The following is a 20,442-nucleotide window of genomic DNA, read 5'->3' as shown; positions in this document are numbered from 1 at the left end:
GTGATCTAAGATAAGTTATTATAAGCATTTGAGTAATAGCCACCATGGAGGTCAAGACCGTCATTACCGTTTCGCGCAAGCGAATCGAAGCCAGGATGGGCAAGATCGAGAGAATAAGGTGTTTACCCTTGTGCAAATATTTTACAGAACGGTCTTGATCGTTTTCCCGGTACGGTGGGGAAGGCTCAGGGCGTCGTAACGATGGATATATAATTTTTTGCTTTGACAATGGGGAGATGGAGCTTACGGCTAACTCCCCATTGTCATTCAGGTCAGCATGAGGGTTCATTTGCTCTTACGGTCGAGGCGCTTTTTGCAGTATCCTGTAATATTGCACCCTTGTATTTGTTTATCAATGCCAAATTCAATTATTTTATTCTCTCAATCAGTGTGATATGAATCGTCAGCCATAGGAGAATTTATTAAAGAGAGGCTACGGTAAAAAATGGCGACCAATTCACATAGACTTAGAGAGGCTTTTGGTGCAATCTTTCGCTGTCGGTCGCTAAAAACAAGGCTGCTTGTCTTAACGCTGGTCACTTTCCTTTTGGGCCTCTGGTCGCTGGTCTTTTATGCCAACCAGGTTCTAAAAGGGGATATGGAAAATCTACTATACGATCAACAGTTCGCAACTGTTTCTTTTATCGCCGAAGAGGTAAATGCCGAATTCAGCGCCCGTGTGGAAGCGCTCCAAACAATTGCCGCAAAAATTACCCCGGCCATGCTCAGCAATCCCAAGGCCCTGCAGGCGATGCTGGAAGACCAGCCGGTTTTTTATTCCCTGTTTAATAATGGCGTCGCTGTCGCAGGTCTTGATGGAACAGTGATTGCCGAGTTTCCGCACCTACCCAAGCGCCTTGGGGCAAATTTCAGCGAAAGGGATTACGTTATCGGCCCGCTCCGGGAAGGAAAGGTAACATTCGGCAGACCGGTCATGAGCAAGCTGATGCATGCGCCGGCCTTTGTCATCGGGGCGCCTATTCACGATAAACAGGGAAAGGTGATCGGCGTAATTGGCGGGGTAACCGACCTGCGTCTGCCCAATTATTTAGACCAGGTAACTGAGCAACGCTACGGCAAGACCGGCGGTTATCTGCTTCTTATCCCCCAGGAACGGCTTATTGTTACTGCCACTGACAAGAGTCGCATCATGAAAACGCTCCCCGCCCCGGGCGTCAACCCCCAACTGGATCGTTTTCTTCAAGGATATGACGGCTCTGCCGTTTTCGTCAATCCCTATGGCATAGAAGTGATAGCCTCGGGCAAAAACATTCCTGTTTCAGGCTGGCGCTTGGCGGCTCTCCTGCCCACTGAAGAAGCCTTCTCTCCTATCCGCAAAATGCTGTTCCACGGGCAATTGGCGGCGGTGTTCCTCACCCTGCTCACAGGCGGCCTGCTTTGGTGGATATTAAGGAGACAACTGGCGCCGATGTTTGCCACGGTTAAAACACTGGCAACCCTGTCCGATACAAAGACGCCTCTGGTCGTCACCAGAAAAGACGAAATCGGCGAACTGATTGGCGGATTCAATCGCCTGCTGGAAACCCTGCGGCAAGAGGAAGAAGCAACCAAGCAAAGCGAGGAAAGGTATAGAACAATTATTGAGGATATTGAGGACGGTTATAATGAGGTGGATCTGCACGGAAGCTTCACCTTTTTCAACGAGCCCGTGCGCAGGATGCTTGGCTATGCAAGAGAAGAGTTGTTGGGGATGAATAACAGACAGTATGCGGACGCGGAAAATGCCCAAAAGGCTTATCAAGCATACAACCAGGTCTATCGAACAGGCAAATCGATAAAAAACTTTGAATGGCAGGTTATCAGAAAAGACGGTTCCCGCAGAGATGTCGAGGTTTCCATATCACTCATCCGGGACAACAAGGAGCAACCCACAGGATTTCGGGGCATTGCGAGAGATATTACAGAGCGCAAGAAGACGGAAGAGGAAAAACGAAGCCTCGTTGAACGTCTCCAGCGGGCGGAGAAGATGGAGTCTCTGGGAACTTTGGCGGGCGGGGTCGCCCACGATCTCAACAATGTCCTCGGCGTTATCGTCGGCTATTCCGAGTTGCTCCTCGAAAGCGTGGATAAAGCAAGCCCCCTCCGGCATAGTTTGGAAAATGTGATGAAAGGGGGCATGAAGGCGGCCGCGATCGTGGACGATCTGCTGACCTTAGCCAGAAGGGGGGTCCAGGGTAGAACCATTCTTAACCTGAACAAGATTATCGCTGACTGTCAACAGTCGCCGGAATTTGCGAATCTGTCCGCCCACCATCCCGCGGTAACAATCGAAACCGATCTGGAACCGGATCTGCTTAACATCTCCGGATCTTCCGTGCATCTCGGCAAGTCGCTCTACAATCTGCTTTCCAATGCGGGTGAGGCCATGCCTAAAGGCGGCATAGTTGCCATAAAGACAACCAACCAGTATCTGGACAAACCGCTTCATGGCTATGACCAGATCCGCGAAGGAGACTATGTCGTTCTTTCCGTATCCGATACTGGTCAGGGAATAGCGGAAAAAGATCTGAAAAGGATATTTGAACCCTTTTACACGAAGAAGATTATGGGCCGAAGCGGCACAGGTTTGGGTCTGGCCGTTGTCTGGGGAACCGTTAAGGATCACAATGGCTACATCAATGTGCAGAGTGAAGCAGGAAAGGGGAGCGTCTTTACCCTTTATTTTCCGGTAACAAGGGAAGAAATCACGACTGAAGCCGCGGCTGCAGCAATTTCCGAATACATGGGCAAAGGTGAAACCATTCTGGTGGTGGATGATGTAAAAGAGCAGCGCGAGTTGGCGTCAAATATGCTCAGAACGCTAAACTACCAGGTTATAAGCGCTGCCGGCGGGGAAGAAGCTGTGGATTACCTGAAAGGGCGCGAAGTGGATTTGCTGGTTCTGGACATGATCATGGACCCGGGCATGGATGGGCTGGAGACCTACAGGCAAGTCATCGAAATCCATCCCCGGCAGAAGGCGATTATCGTGAGCGGTTTTTCGGAGTCAGACAGGGTGAAAGTCGCCGCAGGGCTCGGAGCCGCAGCCTACGTGCGAAAACCCTATATCAAAGAGAAGCTTGGGCTGGCTGTGCGAAAAGCTATGGATATAAAACAGGCGGCAGAAAAACAAAAATAGAGTCGCTGTCCAAAACGGAATGATCTGCAAAAAGGTTGAGGTTATTTACTGCCCATAATTGACGGAACGGCCATGACGGAACAACGGATTTACTATGAAGACACGGATGCCGGCGGAGTGGTTTATTACGCCAATTACCTGCGTTATCTTGAGCAGGGGCGATCGGAATTCCTGCGGGAACGAGGTTTTTCCGTTCTGGCGCTCCAAAAACAGGGATATCTGATACCCGTAATGCGGCTGGAGATCGACTATCTCGCGCCGGCCATACTGGATGATCTCATCCGGATTGAAACCGCTGTGCAGGAAATCGCCGGCGCAACCTGCACCCTGAAGCAAAAGGTGGTGCGTGTTGCAGACGGGAAAACGCTCGTAGATGCAAGAGTAACGCTGGCCTGCCTCGGACCTGGGCAAAAGGCGCGCCGGTTTCCTAAAGAGCTGATGCAGGCATTAAAATCAGACGAGGTGCAATTGGCGTAAATCAACCATTCTTTATCTTGCATCTGCCGGGAAAAAGTTTTACCAATCAGCCAACTATGAAAATACAAAGAAACTGGGAGGCGCCATTATGAGCAAAAAAGTTCTGGTACTTTTGGGAAGTCCGCGGAAAAAAGGCAACAGCGCCATTTTGGCGGATCAGATCATCAAGGGAGCAAAGGCAGGAAAGGCGAAGATAGTGGAAACCATTTACCTGCAGGGGAAGAATATCGCTCCCTGCAGAGCCTGCATGAGTTGCCAGAAGAAAGGCAGCAAGGGCTGTGCCATTCAGGATGATATGCAGGATATCTATTTGAAGCTTATTGAAGCTGACGCCTGGGTCATCGCCAGCCCTGTTTACTGGTTCACAATGTCGGCGCAGACCAAAATCTTTATGGACAGGTGTTTTGCACTTCCTGCCTATAACAGCGATCCCTTCCGGGAAAAAAGGATTGCCATCGCCATGACATACGGCGACGAAGATCCGGTGAAATCCGGCTGCGTCAATGCCTTAAGAACTTTCCAGGACGCCTATGGCTATACGGAATCCCCGATTATCGGGATGGTCTATGGCAGCGCCATGGATGCCGGAGAGATTCGCTCCAACGAAAAAGTGATGCAAGAGGCGTTTGCTCTGGGGAAAAAACTGGCCGCAGAATGAATTTTAAGGGCGATGCCCGACATTGAAGCTCTATAAAGGACGGCCGCCTCAAAAATTTTCGGCTTGAAGCCGCAATATTTTTGGGAACAGGCCCGTTACAGGAGGTGTTATGCCCAGAGTCATGATCCATCCCGCTGCCTACGACACGGTTAGACCCGCTGTTGATAAGGCTTTTGCGCTCTTCCCCTTGGCGCTGCAAGGCAAGAAGGTGCTGATCAAGCCCAACCTGCTGCGGGGGTCGGCGGCGGAAGAAGGAGTGGTCACCAATCCAGCCGTACTGAGGGCCGTTGTGGAAAAAGTGGAAAGCATGGGGCCTGCCGCTCTTGTGGTCGGAGATAATCCCGGTATTTTCGGATATGGCGCCAACGAAGCCTGTTTTAAGCAAACCGGGTTGATGGCTGCCGCCAAAGGATACTATCAAAATATCGGCAACGACGCCCGCAAGGTGGCTTTCAACCAAAGCTTTATGCCCGAGGTCAGCATCTCCCAGGCAGTGCTCGATGCCGACGTGATCATCAGCCTGCCCAAATTCAAAACCCATGGGTTGACGGTGATGACGGGCGCCATAAAAAACAGCTATGGCTTCCTGCCCGGCGCTCAAAAAGCCATGCTGCACAAGGCCGCCGGCAACCCGAAGCGTTTTCAGGAGTTGGTTGTCGAAGTTTTCCGGCTGCGCGTGCCCGATTTGTTCATCATGGATGCGGTGGTCGGCATGGAGGGCAACGGCCCCGCTTCGCCAGACCTGCGCGACATCGGTCTGATCCTGGCCTCCGACAATGCGGTCGCCCTGGATGCAGTGGTCGCCTATATGATGGGTTGCGAGCCGGCGCAGCTCCCCTTTCTTCAGTGGGCCAAAAAACTCGGGCTGGGAAATTTTGACATCGAACAAATCCAGATAGATGGCAAGTTGCTGCGCATACCCGACTTCAAGTTGCCGCCGCTCAGCGGCAGCGCTATTGCCAGCAATGTTAATGTCCAGGATTTTTTGCACAGCCGGACGACGCTACGCCCCCAGGCCGATCCGGCGCTGTGTACAGCATGCGGCGCCTGCATAGCGCAATGTCCGGTCGGCGCATTGTCCATGAATAAAGACTTTCCAGAAGTTTCAGCCGACAAATGCATCGCCTGCTTTTGTTGTCAGGAGATTTGTCCGGAAAAGGCCATGTCACTGCGCCCGCCCATGTAAATCTGGATATGCTACGTCCGGAAAGAATATCTTGACAAGATATCTTCACGAATATATAGCCGCGAAGAAATATACGGTCGTTCCAGAAAAGTAAATCTTGGGCGCCTGCTCGGCCCTGTTGACCCCGACGGCACATCCGTGGGCTTTCGGGATTTATTGTAGAGATCCCCCCGTTTCCCTTCCACGCTCCCGGTTTAATGGACAGGTTAACTTATGATACTCCGGCGTATCCCACCTGAAGATATTAAAACAAGTTGAAAGGACATTTGATGACAAATAAATTTAAAATCTCAATCCTGGCTTTGGTGGTGATGATCGCCGCCGTCGTCGCCTATCTTTTTACGATCGGTCCCCTCGGAAACCCGGCGCTCGCGACGGTAAACGGCGAGAATATCCTCGTCGCCGGTTTCCAAAAGGAGCTGAAAACGATCGAACCCAACTACCGGGAGGTGGCTAAGGAAAATCCCGGCAAATTGCTCGATATCCTCATCAACAAAGCCCTGCTGCTGCAAGCGGCCAAGAAGGAAGGCATTGCTGCGCCTGCGGGAAATGGCGCGTCCACCCCTGGTGTAGCGCAGGACGCGGAGACCTTGATCATAACAGCCTATCTCGACAAAAAAATGGGGACACTGCCGCCAGTTTCCCCCGAAGAACTTGCCCAAATCTATGAAACCTACAAGGATCAGCTGGGCGGGCGCAAAAAGGAGGAGGCAATGGCGCTACTCCGGCAGATGGTCGAACAGCAGCGTCAGAGTGAAGAGGCGGAGCGACTGATCGACGATCTGCGTAAAGGCGCCACCATCAAGATTAACCAGAAGGCTCTTCAGAAACTGGCCGTCATCCCTCCCGAGATGGAAACTCAATCGGAAGGCGACTTCCGCAAGGCCCTGGCCGGCGGCAAACCCATGGTTGTCGATTTAGGCTCCAACAGTTGCATCCCGTGTCGTCAGCTTCGACCAATCCTGCAAAAGATTCGCAAAGACTATATGGGCAAGCTGGAGGTTCTCATCATCGACATTAACAACAACCCGCAACTGGTTTCCGAATATAAGGTTCAGTTGATTCCCACGGTGGTGTTCTTCGACGCCACCGGCAAGGAGATCTTCCGCAATCAGGGTTTCATGAGCGAGGAGAAAATCAAGGAGCAGCTCGCGAAGATGGGGGTTGTCTGATCCCCCGCTGGCAGTATTAGTGATCGGAAACATATTGATTTTAAGTAATCTGACAGGAGAATTTCATGGAAGAGTTTATCAAGGTCATGAAAGCGCTTTCCGATCCTAATCGGGTGAAGCTGCTGAAACTGCTTCAGAAGCGGGAGATGTGCGTCTGCGAAATTCAGGCGGCGCTCGAGATCGCCCAGCCCACGGTCTCCAAGCATCTCAAAGTCTTGGAGAAGGCGGGCCTCGTAGGCCGCAAGAAAGACGGCCTCTGGGTGAACTACTTCCTGGCCGACGGCACCCGGAGCCCGTATGCGGCGAGCCTTCTGGGCAACCTGCGCCATTGGCTGGATAACAATCCGCAGATTCAAGAGCTTACGGAAAGGAGCGCCGGGATCCGTCGTAATTATATCTGCGGCTGCCGCGAATGAAAAGCTCATTCCTGGCATTTTTTTTAAGACCATTGGCGGCCAACGTTTTCCAGTTCCGGATCTGACAATGTTAGAGCCGGGGCTTCCTTAAGATCCCCGGGATCTCCTCTGCCGGCAAAGGCCGGCTGAACAAGTAGCCCTGGATTTCGTCGCATCCATGTTCCTGCAGAAAGGACAACTGCTCCTCCGTCTCCACACCTTCGGCAATGGTCTTCAGATTCAGGCTGTGAGCCATAGCGATAATCGCCCTGATGATTGCCTGATCGCTGGGGTCGGACGCCAAGTTCTGGACAAAGGACTGATCTATCTTCAAAAAATCCAGCGGCAGCCGCTTCAAATAGCTCAAGGATGAATATCCCGTGCCGAAATCATCAATCGCAATCTGTATCCCCAGCGCTTTTAGTTCAGTCAGGGTCCGAATAGCCTTCTCCGGGTTCCGCATAATGACGCTTTCCGTTATTTCCAACTCCAGGCACTGCGGAGAAATCAGGGTGCCCTGTAATGCCTCCTTAACTATTTCTATCAAGTTCGGTTGATCAAACTGGCGGCTCGACAAATTCAGGGCAATGTTTATCCGTTGGCAACCGGCTTCCTGCCATGTTTTAATTTGCCCGCAGACGGTACGTATGACAAACTCTCCGATAGGGATGATGAGGCCGCTTGCTTCGGCCAGGGGAATAAACTGCAGGGGCGGAATCAATCCCCGATCGGGATGCTTCCAGCGGATCAGCGCCTCCATTCCTTTAACCATTCGCGTTGCCGCATCCACCTTCGGCTGGTAGTAGAGCACTAGTTCGCCCCGCTCCAGGGCCTTGTGCAGGTCGCTTTCCAGCGTCAGGAGTTCCAGAACTGAGGAATGCATCGATGCTGAGTAAAAGTGATAGTTGTTTTTCCCTTCGCTCTTTGTGTGTCTCATGGCCTTTTCGGCGTTTTTCAGGAGGTCGTCAATATCCGTTCCATCATCAGGATACAAGGAAATGCCGATACTGACGGTTATAAATACCTCGCGACCGCTCAGGTCATAGGGGGCGGATATTTCCTCGAGTAAGCGACGGGACGTTCTTGCGGCGTCCTGAGGCTGGTTGAGATCATGCGCCAATACGATAAACTCGTCTCCACCCATCCGAGATACAACATTCACTGTTTCACTTCCATCTGATCTGGCCACGTAGTCGCTTTTTCGCAAAGAGTTGGTAAGCCTGTCGGCAACGGCCTTCAAAAGGAGATCTCCGCTTATATGTCCGAGCGTATCGTTAATCCGCTGAAAATTATCCAATCCGATGTAAATCAGGGCAAATAGCTCTTTACGGCGCTGGGCATGGTTAATTGATCCTTTAAGCAAATCTTTTAAAAATACGCGGTTCGGCAACCCGGTCAGGCTGTCATAATAAGCCAGCCGGTGAATCTTGTCTGCCGACTTCCTGATTTCCGTGAGGTCCTCAATGATAGCGAGAGTGTAGAGTACGTGACCTTCATTTCCATGGATGGGAGAGATGGTAAGCTTAGCCCACACAATTCCGCCATCCTTTCTGACATACCGCTTTTCCGAGCGAGACACGGGGATGCCGCCTGCAAATAATTGTCTTGAAATTTCTCGGCTCTCCTCTCTGTCTTCTTCGCAGGTGAGATTTATGAGATTTTGACCGGTAAGATCCTGTTCGCTATACCCCAACAACCCGCAGAACGCTTTATTCGCCGTGACAATTGTATAGTCCGGATTTGCTAAAACCAGCCCGAAAGGTCCTTCATCAAAAATACGCCTGAACCGCTCTTCGCTCAGTCGCAACTTTTCCTCCGCCCGCTTGCGGTCGGCGACGTCCCAGACGACGCCATTGATCCTAAGCGGCAGACCCTTATCATCGCGAATCAACCTGCCACGGGCAGTGATATAATGGACGCTCCCGTCCGGCCAGACCGCGCGGTACTCCGGTTCGTACAGCACATCCTGCTCTATAGTCCGGGCCAGCGCCGCTTTGATCGTCTCCCGATCGTCAGGATGTACCGCCCCATAGAACTCCTCTGCGGCCCCGGTGAACGTCGCGGGGTTGATGCCCAGAAAATGACAGACCTGGTCGTCAAAATAGCGTTTGTTCTCGATGATATCAAAGCGCCACACACCCATGCCGGCTGACCGTAGCGCCAGGTCGAGCCGCGCCTGGTTCTCGCGCAGCTCCTCCTCCGCCCGTTTGCGCTCGGTGATGTCGCGCCCGATACCCAGCACGCCGAGGAGCGTTCCTCCGGCATCGTACATTGGCGTCTTGATGGTATCCGTAAGGGCACGATGGCCATCGTCTGCGAAGGTGAGCCATTCTTCGTTGCTAGTGGGCCTCCCCGCCGCCATGGCCTTACGATCATGCTCGCGGAAGGAATCGGCAAGTTCCCGGTCTACAAAGTCGTAATCGGTTTTCCCGACGATGTCAGCTTCCCCGGCGCCGAAAAAACGTTCGAACATGGAATTGCAGGAGAGATAGACGCCATCTTTGTCCTTCAGCCAGATCAGGTCGGGGATAGTCTGCACCAGCGTGTGCAGGAGGCCTTTACTATTGCTCAGCGCCTTCTCAGCTTTTTTTTGCTCCTCAAGAGAATATTTCAAATCCCTGTTCAGGCGCATCAGGGAAAGATAACGCCATACCGCAAGTATAACGATGACCAGGGCAAGAACAACCCCCGCCAGGATCAACACGCGGCGGGCATCCCAGTATGGTTCAGGAGTGCCGTACCAGCGGGCGTAAATTTTCGCGTACGCGGGGGTGGCAACAAACGCGTTGACCTCTTTATCAAGTTTATTGAGCAGTTCCGTTTTCCCTTTCCCTACGGCGATGGCGCGTTTGACTTCAATCAGAGGATTCCCGACCGTTTTGATACGCTCCTCAATCTGGCTTTTGCGCACGACAAGAAGAACCGGCGGTTCAGGATAGACCAAGGCATCTGTATTTCCCGAGAGCAGCGACAATAACGCTTCGTCAAGAGATTGGGAAATTACCGGTTTTGCTTTCCCGTATTCCTGAATAAGAGAAAGCCCTATATTGTAGGTAACCACGGCGACTTTTCGTCCCTGCAAGTCATCGATGCCTTGTATATCCGTTGTTGTGCTGCGGACGAAAATACTGATATTGTACGTCTCAAGCGGGCTCGTGAAATCCATACCCGTTTTTCTCGCTTCGACAACGCCGATATTGGGTATGACGTCTATGCGCCCCTCTTTCAGGGCTCGTTCGATCGGAGGCCATTCATCGAATAGGATATAGCGGACTTTCAGTCCTGCTCCTTTGGCGATTTCATCCATGGTGTCGATAGCAAAACCCTCAGGTTTGCCTGTCTTCTCGTCAATGGAATATTGGGGGGGATAGTTTCTATGGACCCCGGCAACAATTTCATCAGGGCTTTTTTCAGCAAAAGCCGGGGATAGGGGGGATTGAAAAGCAAATCCTGCACATAAAAGGGAAATCATAAGAATGCGAAGCATGCGGAATTGTACAATTAATAATGGTTGCGTCTGGGTTTTCATGATTCAATGTCTCCCCATTAGCCACCCCCGATGGGTGTCGGCTTTTATCCTCTACTCTTAAACATCATAAAATAAATATCCTTTTAGGGCAATGATTACGAGTTGAATTGTTCTTGATGCTATGATTCAGAGCAAAACCTGTCTCTCCCCTCCTTCTTCGCCTGATACATGAGCTGGTCAACCCGGTGAACGAAGGCCTTCATCTCTTCCGCTGTCCTGTACTGCGCAAGACCGATGCTCACCGTCTTATGAACGTCCTGACCCGGCGCCGGGGAAAAAGTCTCCTTCTTGAACTCCGTCCGGATCCTTTCCGCTGTTACGGCGCCATCCGCGCTTGTTGTCATGGGCAGGAGGATGGTGAATTCTTCGCCGCCATAACGATAAGCGAAATCCGTCTCGCGCAGGCATCGTTTCACCACCTGGCCAAGTCGCATCAAGACCTGGTCTCCCGCGACATGGCCGTAAGCGTCGTTGAAGTGTTTGAAATTGTCGAGATCAAGAAGCAGCAGGGTCAAAGGCTGCCCATAGCGGTTCGACCGGTCTAATTCGATTTTAAGCTGAAAGTAAAAATGCCGGGAATTGTAGAGCTGGGTGAGGCCATCGACAATACTGAGCTCACGGTATCTATTTTCGCTCTTCTGTAGCGCCTCCTCCACCGATTTGCGCACGGTGATTTCCTGCTGGAGCAGTTTATTGCTGTTGGCTATTTTTTCAGCGCGCCTGGCCACCACAGGCAAAAAACCGGATAGTAACCCAGACAAAAGCAGTCCGGCCAACAATACCCCCCAGGGCTGCCACGTCATTCCGCGGGCAACGTAAGCGGGCGTTGCCACGCACAGAACCTGCCATTCGCGATCCGCGACCTTGAGTGTTCTGGCGATTTTGAGGCTGCCATCGGGCACTGCTTTTTCATTGCGCAATAAGTCTGTCGTTTGCCCTGTGCGCGCCGGGTGAAAATAAAGAAAACGCTCTTTACCCTGTGCGGAGTTATCATAGAGATAAACATCGATGCCCTCCGGGTCCAGGTACGTCAAGGCCCGCTCGACAACATCACCAACCCGAAAGGCGCCCAGTGCAAAGCCCCGAATATTGTCTTTCCGGGCTTGAGGCGCAGCGGCCGGCATATCCTGCTGATATACCGGGGCAACAACCAAAAAACCGGCTTGTTCCTTCTTGTCCCGTACCAGTGTTATCCGGGCGGTGGCCGCTATCCCTCCCGTGTCGTATGATCGATCCAATGCTTCCTTGCGTAAAGGGTCAGAAGTCAGGTCATACCCTAAAATAAATTCATTACCCTTATAGGGTTCAACAAAATAAACGGGAAAGTATTCATCCCTCTTGCCGGCCTTTGCCATCTTACCCTGGGTTGACGGTTCGGTAATCTGGAAATCTTTGAAACCATCCCTCCTGGCTGCTTTTTCGTATTTTTCGCGCTGAGAATAAGGTACCCGCGGTAGCCATACAAAAGCTTGAATGCCAGTCTGTTGCGACATGACCGATTCTGTAAAGGTGTGGAATTCTGATCTGGTAACAACTTTTGCATGCAGGTAAAAAGCCCTGACGGATAAAAGTACTTCTATGTCAGACGCAATTTCTCTTTTTACAGCAGCAGAGCGGTTTTCTGCCGCATGTTCAAAGTTTGCCCGCAGCCTTTGACGATCCCAGTTGCGGACTACCGCGAAAGCTGTGGCCGTAAGCAGCAAGCCGCCGAGGATTATCATCCAGGCGGTGATGCGGAATATATCTTGTCTGTTTTTAAAAGAAAGCATCATTTTCAGCCCTCCTTTTTTTAGATCAACATCCAACGTCACGCTTCCCGCACTCGATTGCGCCCGGCGTTTTTGGCGCCATAGAGGGCATGGTCGGCCTTGTCTATCAATTCTTGCGCCTCAGACAAATCCGCAGAAGAAGTCGCTACCCCCAGGCTGATTGTCAGTTTGCCTTCGGGCTGGGTCCCGGCATGCAGGAAGGGCCGCACCGAAACCGCGGCACGGATTTTTTCTGCGACTTCCAGGGCCTCGGCCTTCGCGGTCTCCGTCAGAAGTATCAAAAACTCCTCACCGCCGAAGCGAGCGACAACATCGGTTTCACGCACGTGGATTCGAAAAAGTTCGGCGACTTGCTTCAGGATTACATCGCCTTCAAGATGGCTGTGCGCGTCATTATAGTTTTTGAAGTGATCAATGTCGATCATAACCACCGACAGGGGATGCCGGTAGCGCTTTGCCCGTAGTATCTCGATCTGCATCCGCTCATCCAACCCGCGCCGATTAAAGAGACCCGTCAGCGGATCTGTTTGGGAGAGGCGCTGCATTTCCGCGTGGAGCCGGGCGTTTTCGATAGCCACCCCCAACTGGTTGCCGATGGCTTGGAACAACGCCACCTCCCCGGGCGTGAAACGGCGCTGCGTGACGTTTCCCGTACCCAAGGCGCCAACCATTTTGCCGGCGAATCGCAGCGGCACGACGACCAGCGACCTCCATCCCCCTAATCCGGCCTCAGCGCGAGGATCAGTTGCCGTGTTCTCCACTTCGAGGAACGGTTTCCCTGTCTCGGCGAACCAGTCGGCAACACTCTGGCCTGGCTTCAAAGGGACCAGTCTCTCCAGTATCGGGGGGGGAATGCCGTGGGAAGCGGCCAGAACCAACTCGCCTGTCCGCTCATCCGGCAAGTGAATGGCCGCGCCCTCTGTTCCGCTTAGCCGACACACCTTTTCAACCACCTGCGGCAGGATTTCCTGCAAATCGAGGGATTTGCCCACCGTGGTCGCCATGTCGTTGAGCGCCTCAAGTTCCCGGGTGTGGGCGTTGATCCGCTGCACCATGCCGTCAAAAGACGCGGCCAGCTCTCCGATCTCGTCTTTGCGGCTCAGGTTCACCCGCCGGTTCAGATCGCCCTCGTTGATAGCCCGGATAATCCGGACGAAGTGCGCCAGCGGCCGGGTGACCATCAGATACACAAAGCCTATCAGCGCTGCGATGATGATGACCGCAACCGTCAATGTACAACGGAGCTGTTTGCTTATCACGGCCATCGTCTTCCGTTCGGCGCCGGCCAGGGAGAAATCGATAACCAGCATCCCCAACTTCCGTTCCCGGTGGCAGCCCTGGCAGCGAGGCTGGTTATACAGGGGCCGGGCCACCCTCAGCATGGGCACGCCCTGTTTGGATGGCAAGATGATCGTTTGTGGCCGGTCCTTGGGGGTGGCGCCATGACACAGGCGGCAAGTGGGATCGTCCTCAGTGAGGATGCGCCCCACCTCTTCGGGGTCGATGGAATATTTGATCTCGCCCCGTGCGTCGAAGATGGCCCCGCCCTCAATTCCTTCGCGGCGACCGATGGCCTGCATTATGTTCGCGATCTCTTCCTGTTTCCGGGAGATCATGGCATTTTCCAGACCGGCATCGGCCACATCACTGAGGTGGATAGCGGAGCGACTGAAGTCCTCCATCATCAGGTTACGGGTATTGATGGTCAGCAGGAGGAGGGCCGAGCCCATGGTAGCGGTCATGATGACCGCGATGCCCAATACCAGTTTTACACTCAGCATCCAGCGCATAGTTTTATTTTTGAGTCGAGTAGCTCAGTTTCTTCCGACGCTGTAAGTCAATGTTTGTGTTCTCCGTTAACAGATACTTCGCCCCGTCTTTCATAATGCTCAACTCAAGCGTCTTAAGCGCATCGTGCCCGCTTTTCCCCTCCCGGAACCCATAGGATACGTCCAGAAAGTCTTGTTCATAAATGGCGCTCAGTATCTTCGCCACTCCTCTCTGTACAATCCTGTCCTCCAGAACAGGAATTTCTAAAAACCGCTGCCTTCCATCCGGCTTCGGTATCCATACCCGGCGAATGTCGTTCGCCCTGTACCGCTTTTTCCGCAGCCGCTTTACCAGGTCTGTTATGTTTCCCTCCAGATCCTCTCCGTAGGTTGCATAATTCACCCGGTCTATTCCCGCTGCTGCCTGATGGTTCAACTCGCGATAACAATCCTTCAGAAATTCTTCGGTCAATAGGTGGGCTAATGAAGTGAATTTAACCTTTGAATCTCCTGCCGCAATCTCTGATAGCCGATTTAGTTCCGTTGACAATGCTTTTATAGGCTCTGTGTCCTGCATTGTTTCCCCTCCCCGATACACCTGCCTGTCAACCCCTTCCCTCCACCGGCATTACCCGGCTTCAACGGTACAAAACTAGGTTCTGACGGTCGGCTAACTTTGTCAGATTGGGTTCTCAACCAACTGGATTCGCCAAGCTTTTCCTGGTGCACTAAGATAGTGCTTTTCGACACTTGGAGTGTAGGGGAGCTGTTTTGGCTTGTCAAGAGATATCTTGCATCCTTTGATTATTTTCTTGATTTCATGGAAAAATTCTTCCATAGTAGTCCGAAATAAACATATGCGATTTTAAAATTCAAAGACTTACAAAACCCTTCCATAGGGTTTGAACAAAGCGGTTCTTAGCTTCGCGCTGCGAAATCTCTTCATGCGTCGGGCTGTCACAATTACCGGAGGTGCCTGATCTTGAGCTCATTGCCATCCTATAAGAAGGAACCAGACCTCGCTTCCACGTCTGTTTCCGATACGCTCGCGACGCTCCGCGCGAACCCGGAGGCAGGTCTCACGCGCGCGGAGGTGGACGCCCGCAGGAAGGAGCACGGCTACAATGAGGTGACCGAGCGACGAGGGCGCCCCCTCCTCAAATTTCTTGGCAAATTCTGGGGCGTGTCGGCGTGGATGCTCGAACTGATCATGGTCCTGTCGGCCGTCCTCCGGAAATACTCGGACCTCGCTGTGGTCAGTGCGCTGCTGGTCGTCAATGCCGTATTGAGCTTTGCGCAAGAGCACCGCGCCGCCGGCGTCGTCGAAACGCTGCGGCGACGGTTGCAGGTCAGCGCGCGCGTGCTGCGCGACATGAGCTGGCAGGTCATCCCGGCCCGGGAGCTGGTCCCCGGCGACATCGTCCGTGTACGCCCAGGTGACATCGTTCCGGCGGACATGAAACTTCTCACCGGGACATTGAGCATTGACCAGTCGGCCCTCACCGGCGAGTCGATGGATGTCGCTATAGCCCCAGGCGGAGTGCTCTCGTCGGGATCCGTCGTCCGCCGGGGAGAAGGCAACGGCGTGGTCATGCTGACCGGGGCGCAGACCTACTTCGGCCGCACCACGGAACTCGTGCAGGAGGCGCGTCCGAAGCTGCACATCGAAGCGGTTGTGGCCAAGCTGGTCCGCTGGCTCTTCATCATCGTCGGTGCGCTGCTGGGCGCAGTAATCGTCCTGTCGCTGATCCGCCACGTGCCCCTCATCGAGATGATCCCGCTCATGCTCGTCTTGTTGATGAGCGCGGTGCCGGTCGCCCTCCCCGTCATGTTCACCGTCAGCATGGCCTTCGGGTCGAAGGAGCTGGCGAAGCGCGGCGTATTGGTCACGCGCCTCAGCGCCGCGGAGGATGCCGCAACGATGGACGTGCTCTGCGTGGACAAGACGGGCACGATCACGATGAACCAACTGGCCGTCACCGGCGTGATCCCGCTGGAACATGCGACGGAAGCCGACGTGCTGTTCGCCGGCGCGCTCGCGTCCCAGGAAGCCAACCAGGATCCAATCGACATAGCGTTTCTCGCCGCGGCAAAAGAGCGGCATATTTTCGACAGCCTTCCCAAGATCACCCCCGTCTCCTTCTCGCCCTTCGATGCGAAAAACCGGCGGACGGAAGCCGTGGTAGAGCAGAACAGGCAGCGGCTGCGCGTGATGAAAGGCGCCGTGCGAACCGTAGCCGAGGCCTGCGGACTTGCGCCTCCGGCGATCGAGACATTGGAAGCGCAGGTCAGCGAATCGGCGCTGAAGGGATATCGGACGCTGGCGGTGGCGCGCGGCGCCGAGACGGGGGTCCCCGCATTGGTTGGATTGGTGACGCTATATGATCCACCCCGGCCGGACGCCAAACAGCTCATCGCCACGCTCCGCGACCTCGGTGTTCCGGTAAAGATGCTCACCGGCGACGCACTGGCAGTTGCGCGTGAGATCGCGCAGGGAGTGGGACTGCAAAACATCCGGCGCGTGGCGGACCTGAAGGCCGCAAGCGCCCAGGCCGGCAGCGAAGCGGTGGACTTGTTGGCGGGCGCCGATGGTTTCGCCGAAGTTTATCCGGAGGACAAATACATCGTGGTGCAGCACCTGCAAGCCGCGGGACATGTGACCGGCATGACGGGCGACGGCGTCAACGATGCGCCCGCACTGCGCCAGGCGGAAGTGGGCATCGCCGTCAGCACCGCTACCGACGTTGCCAAGGGCGCCGCGAGCGTCGTCCTGACCGAACCGGGGCTGACGAACATTGTGGCGTTGGTCGAGCAGGGACGGACGATCTACCAGCGCATCCTGACGTGGATTATCAACAAGATCAGCCGGACGATCCTTAAGGCGGCCTTCGTGGCCATCGCATTCGTAGCGACCGGCAAGTTCGTCGTTTCCGCCTTTGCGATGCTGCTCCTGGTCTTCATGACGGACTTTGCGAAGATCGCCCTTGCCACCGACCACGTTCGATCGTCCAGGAAACCGGAGACATGGAACATCGGCGGCTTCATCACCGTGTCCGTGGCGCTGGGCGTCGCGATGGTCGCGGAGGCGCTCCTCCTCTTGTACATCGGCTGGTCGCATTTCGGTCTGGCGGCGAACGACAATGCCCTTTACACCTTCAGCTTCCTGACGCTGCTCTACTTTGCGGCATTCTCCATCGTGTCCGCGCGGGAACGCCACTGGTTCTGGGCGACGATGCCCAGCAAGACCCTCGTGGCGGCCATCATCGCGGATGCGCTCACGGGCACCGTCCTGACGTTCGTCGGTCTCCCGGGACTCCTGCCGTTGCCGTGGTGGCAGACGCTCGCAATTTTCATCTATGCGATGGTCTCGTGCCTTGTCGTGAACGACGCCGTGAAAGTAGCGATGATCAAATGGCTCGTTCCCGCAGCGGCGGCATAGATTTCGGTCGAGCAGCGTTCGCAAAAGACGATGTGCCGAGAAGCGTTGTATTGGCGCGGCTAGTGAACCTGTTCCATGTCATGGAGGGTTAGGCTTATCTCATGGGCGCTCTTGAGCTTGAAAAGCCGCCATACCTGTGGGACCATTCCCATAGTCGTTAGAAATCCGCCAACAAATCCGATCAGTTCCTTCCAGTCCAAGTGTTTTCTCCCGCTTTTCTGTTATAGCCACGACGTGCTTTATTGTCTCTATACTCCAAGGAAGGGGGATTTACATCATTGTATAAAAATCAATTGCACAAACATGGAGTTGACTTTGGATGGAATATAGACAGACACTATTTCATCAAAACACCTGTTTGCCAATCGTCAGAGCACTGTCTCTCGATGCATAATTTACCCAACCCAACAGAACATCGGCCGATGGTATCGGGCGACACTATCATCGAGCGTCTGGCCTATGTCACGGTCACTCCAGTGAGGGAGCGGTGAATATTTTTTCAAAGTATCCCTCAATATGTTGAGGTTCCACCAAATATCGAGGCCGCACGAATCATCTCATACTTTTACGCTGTCCCTCCCGTTAATCTAACAAGTTGTTATTAAATGATTAATCTAAAGTTCTAATTTTTTCGGCTATTGGTATGTCTTTTGCCGTTATATGTTATGTTTGTGATCATCTGAACCAAAAGGAAGTTCTGATCGTCGACTGTATGATCAATGATGACTGGTATGGTGATGCAATAGCCGGGAGTGAAAATGATCAGTCTGAAAGGTGAGCTCAATGTTGTAGACGATTGCTGTTGTATATGAAATTCTGTGGATGCTGGGGCTGGTGGGCAGCCATACGATGGGTTCTTTTATCACATCCTGCTGGTCATTGCCATTATCATCGTGCAGGTCAGAGTCATTGGGAGGTGGAGACTGTTGTAGCTATTTGGATTCGTACTAACCATTTCACCACAAACGTACGGAGTGGCTTCGTTAATACTCAAAAGGCCGTCGATAAAACGGGTGAAATCACAAGGAGCGTCAAAGGGGTCAAATCCATAAAGAATAATCTAATCGTGAAATAGGCGACCGTTATCCTTTCCCGGATGGAGAATGGTGGCGACCATTCTCCATCCGGGATTTCTGAGACCCGTTTAAGAAAGGAAGGTAATTACCATGAATCAACAGACATCTGATCAGGGATAGCAGCAGCTTCAGGCTCACATAGAAGGCTTTTTCAGCCAGGCTCTCAGGAACGATACACAGAGAATCGAATACAAACCGCGATTTATCGTCCAACTGCTGGAGATTCCGTCCGAGCGTCATCAGAACGAACTCCGGGATTAGGATGGCAATAAGCGACAACTTCAGCCAGAAAGGAGGAGGAACATGTATGAAGATATTCTGAAAGGGAAATGGCTGGAGATCAAGGAGAGGGTTAAAGAGAAGTGGGGCAAACTCACTGATAACGATCTTGGCAAGATCGAAGGAAAAGGCGAGAAACTTTTGGGGCTATTACGGAAGCAATATGGATGTATTAGGGACAAAGCCGAGCTGGAATATAAAGATGGTGTCGAATTGGCAAAAATTGTCAGTTGTATATGCGAAATAATGACAATACAGAAGGATATTATGGCAATGGCCTTTATTGCTCCCTACGGGCGGCCTTTGTTGGCTAAGAAACAAGAAAGTCAAACAACAGAAAAGGAGGAAAAACATGGGTACGATACTGATCGTTATTTTGATACTCGTCCTCGTCGGCGCACTGCCCACCTGGCCTCACAGTAGGAGTTGGGGATACTATCCCAGCGGTGGACTTGGATTGATTCTTCTGATTTTGATCATCCTGGTGCTGATGGGGCGGATCTGAAGTGAGTTTGGTGCACGAGAAATCACTTTGAATTCGTCTATGTTCCCCCCCCTCTTTTAAAAAGGGAGGGGACATTGAACTGAAAAAACACTTAAACGAAAGGGACGGAGGTTCATCATGGCAAAGAGAGACGAAATATACAAATGCGAGGTTTGCGGCAATATCGTGGAAGTCCTGCACGGGGGAGCGGGTGAGCTGGTATGCTGCGGTCAGCCCATGAAGCTGATGAAGGAAAACACAATGGATGCGGCTAAGGAAAAGCATGTTCCTGTCGTAGAAAAAGTGGCGGGCGGCGTAAAGGTGAAGATAGGAAGTATCGCCCACCCCATGGAGGAGAAGCATTACATCGAGTGGATCGAGATTATCGCCGATGGTAAAGCGTATCGCCAGTTCCTTGCGCCGGGTCAAGCGCCGGAGGCGATTTTCCCCGTAGAGGCAGCGAAGATTACGGCACGGGAATACTGCAATCTCCACGGACTCTGGAAACTGTAAACCGATAAAGTTATCGGGAATATAAAGAGGAGATGCATATGCCCTGTCTCACTTGCGTCAAGGCATGTGCGAATCTTTTCCCTCTCTGCAGAATGGCCATCGTCGGGCCTTTGGAAAAAAGACTATGGAATGGCTCGCCGTCATACCCGCGCCGAAGCGGAGACGGACAGCGAACACCTTGGCGGCAAAACGGCGGAATAGAGAGTCGACTGCGCACCATCCTGGGGAAGAGCAAGGACTTGGCCCGGTGGTTCCTCCGGACCGGGATGATTCGGGAGGAGATGCGGCCCATCGAAATTGACGTCACGCGACAATAGCCGGCAGGGTGGCGTTACAAACTAACACACTTAAGGAGATCGTTCATGAGCAAACAAAAGACGACGGGTAATTCCGGAAAACATAAACGGAAAAAGGGTTCGACTCCCAACAAACACTCACGAGTGACTGCCGGCGGCGAGCTGCATCAGATCGCTGGTGGAGAGCACCCCGAGCTCACCACGAACCAGGGCGTCGCGCTTTCCGATAATCAAAACTCGCTTCGGGCCAATCCGCGAGGC

17 protein-coding genes are annotated in these 20,442 nt (G+C 53.1%); 12 read left to right on the top strand and 5 right to left on the bottom strand.

All coding sequences use genetic code 11. The features are described 5' to 3' along the window. The first annotated feature begins 598 nt into the window (after positions 1-598). The 6 genes from M0P74_16735 to M0P74_16710 all read left to right on the top strand — a co-directional run bounded on the left by M0P74_16735 (position 599) and on the right by M0P74_16710 (position 7,048). Positions 599-3,139 carry a PAS domain S-box protein gene (locus tag M0P74_16735; protein ID MCK9365234.1) on the top strand — a complete coding sequence of 847 codons (2,541 nt, stop codon included), beginning with the start codon at positions 599-601 and terminating at the stop codon, positions 3,137-3,139. A gap of 72 nt (positions 3,140-3,211) precedes the next feature. Continuing rightward, positions 3,212-3,616, top strand: a complete 405-nt coding sequence (locus M0P74_16730) for a YbgC/FadM family acyl-CoA thioesterase (GenBank protein MCK9365233.1) — start codon at positions 3,212-3,214, stop codon at positions 3,614-3,616. Between the two features lie 88 nt (positions 3,617-3,704). After that, positions 3,705-4,274: a flavodoxin family protein gene (locus tag M0P74_16725; GenBank protein ID MCK9365232.1), complete on the top strand. Its 570-nt coding sequence runs from the start codon at positions 3,705-3,707 to the stop codon at positions 4,272-4,274. 109 nt (positions 4,275-4,383) lie between these two features. Further along, positions 4,384-5,460, top strand: a complete 1,077-nt coding sequence (locus M0P74_16720; GenBank protein ID MCK9365231.1) for a DUF362 domain-containing protein — start codon at positions 4,384-4,386, stop codon at positions 5,458-5,460. Between the two features lie 269 nt (positions 5,461-5,729). Further along, positions 5,730-6,632, top strand: coding sequence for a thioredoxin domain-containing protein (locus M0P74_16715; GenBank protein MCK9365230.1), 903 nt, complete (start codon positions 5,730-5,732; stop codon positions 6,630-6,632). 65 nt (positions 6,633-6,697) lie between these two features. Further along, positions 6,698-7,048, top strand: a complete 351-nt coding sequence (locus M0P74_16710) for a metalloregulator ArsR/SmtB family transcription factor (protein ID MCK9365229.1) — start codon at positions 6,698-6,700, stop codon at positions 7,046-7,048. Between the two features lie 70 nt (positions 7,049-7,118). On the opposite strand, the gene M0P74_16705 is transcribed toward M0P74_16710, so the two are convergent. The 4 genes from M0P74_16705 to M0P74_16690 form a co-directional block, all read right to left on the bottom strand. Next, on the bottom strand, positions 7,119-10,556 hold the full coding sequence (locus tag M0P74_16705; protein ID MCK9365228.1) for an EAL domain-containing protein: 3,438 nt from the start codon (positions 10,554-10,556) through the stop codon (positions 7,119-7,121). Between the two features lie 119 nt (positions 10,557-10,675). After that, positions 10,676-12,328 (bottom strand): CHASE domain-containing protein, encoded by a 1,653-nt coding sequence (locus M0P74_16700; GenBank protein MCK9365227.1) that lies wholly within the window; start codon positions 12,326-12,328, stop codon positions 10,676-10,678. 35 nt (positions 12,329-12,363) lie between these two features. Next, positions 12,364-14,106 (bottom strand): diguanylate cyclase, encoded by a 1,743-nt coding sequence (locus tag M0P74_16695; GenBank protein ID MCK9365226.1) that lies wholly within the window; start codon positions 14,104-14,106, stop codon positions 12,364-12,366. 13 nt (positions 14,107-14,119) lie between these two features. Then, entirely contained in the window at positions 14,120-14,671 is a 552-nt protein-coding gene (locus tag M0P74_16690; GenBank protein ID MCK9365225.1) for a reverse transcriptase domain-containing protein, read from the bottom strand. Positions 14,672-15,076: 405 nt separating this feature from the next. Here M0P74_16690 and M0P74_16685 point away from each other — a divergent pair, with 405 nt between their 5' ends. Further along, the gene (locus tag M0P74_16685) at positions 15,077-17,533 is read left to right on the top strand and encodes a plasma-membrane proton-efflux P-type ATPase (protein ID MCK9365224.1); all 2,457 of its coding nucleotides are present in this window, start codon (positions 15,077-15,079) and stop codon (positions 17,531-17,533) included. Between the two features lie 59 nt (positions 17,534-17,592). On the opposite strand, the gene M0P74_16680 is transcribed toward M0P74_16685, so the two are convergent. Further along, positions 17,593-17,733 (bottom strand): PQ-loop domain-containing transporter, encoded by a 141-nt coding sequence (locus tag M0P74_16680; protein ID MCK9365223.1) that lies wholly within the window; start codon positions 17,731-17,733, stop codon positions 17,593-17,595. 1,179 nt (positions 17,734-18,912) lie between these two features. On the opposite strand from M0P74_16680, the gene M0P74_16675 reads away from it, so the two are divergent. From M0P74_16675 to M0P74_16655, 5 genes are all read left to right on the top strand, one after another. Next, positions 18,913-19,311: a CsbD family protein gene (locus M0P74_16675; GenBank protein ID MCK9365222.1), complete on the top strand. Its 399-nt coding sequence runs from the start codon at positions 18,913-18,915 to the stop codon at positions 19,309-19,311. Then, positions 19,241-19,393: a DUF3309 domain-containing protein gene (locus M0P74_16670; GenBank protein ID MCK9365221.1), complete on the top strand. Its 153-nt coding sequence runs from the start codon at positions 19,241-19,243 to the stop codon at positions 19,391-19,393. Before M0P74_16675 ends, M0P74_16670 begins: the two co-directional genes overlap by 71 nt. A 117-nt stretch (positions 19,394-19,510) precedes the next feature. Further along, positions 19,511-19,885 carry a desulfoferrodoxin gene (locus M0P74_16665; protein MCK9365220.1) on the top strand — a complete coding sequence of 125 codons (375 nt, stop codon included), beginning with the start codon at positions 19,511-19,513 and terminating at the stop codon, positions 19,883-19,885. Between the two features lie 38 nt (positions 19,886-19,923). Beyond that, the gene (locus M0P74_16660) at positions 19,924-20,202 is read left to right on the top strand and encodes a hypothetical protein (protein MCK9365219.1); all 279 of its coding nucleotides are present in this window, start codon (positions 19,924-19,926) and stop codon (positions 20,200-20,202) included. A gap of 45 nt (positions 20,203-20,247) precedes the next feature. Next, the coding region (locus M0P74_16655; protein ID MCK9365218.1) for a hypothetical protein at positions 20,248-20,442 on the top strand (195 nt) is incomplete at its 3' end.

The organism is Syntrophales bacterium, assembly GCA_023229765.1.
Taxonomy (GTDB): domain Bacteria; phylum Desulfobacterota; class Syntrophia; order Syntrophales; family UBA5619; genus DYTH01.
Note: the sequence above shows the minus strand (reverse complement) of the source record. Positions and strands in the feature narration are given on the sequence as shown.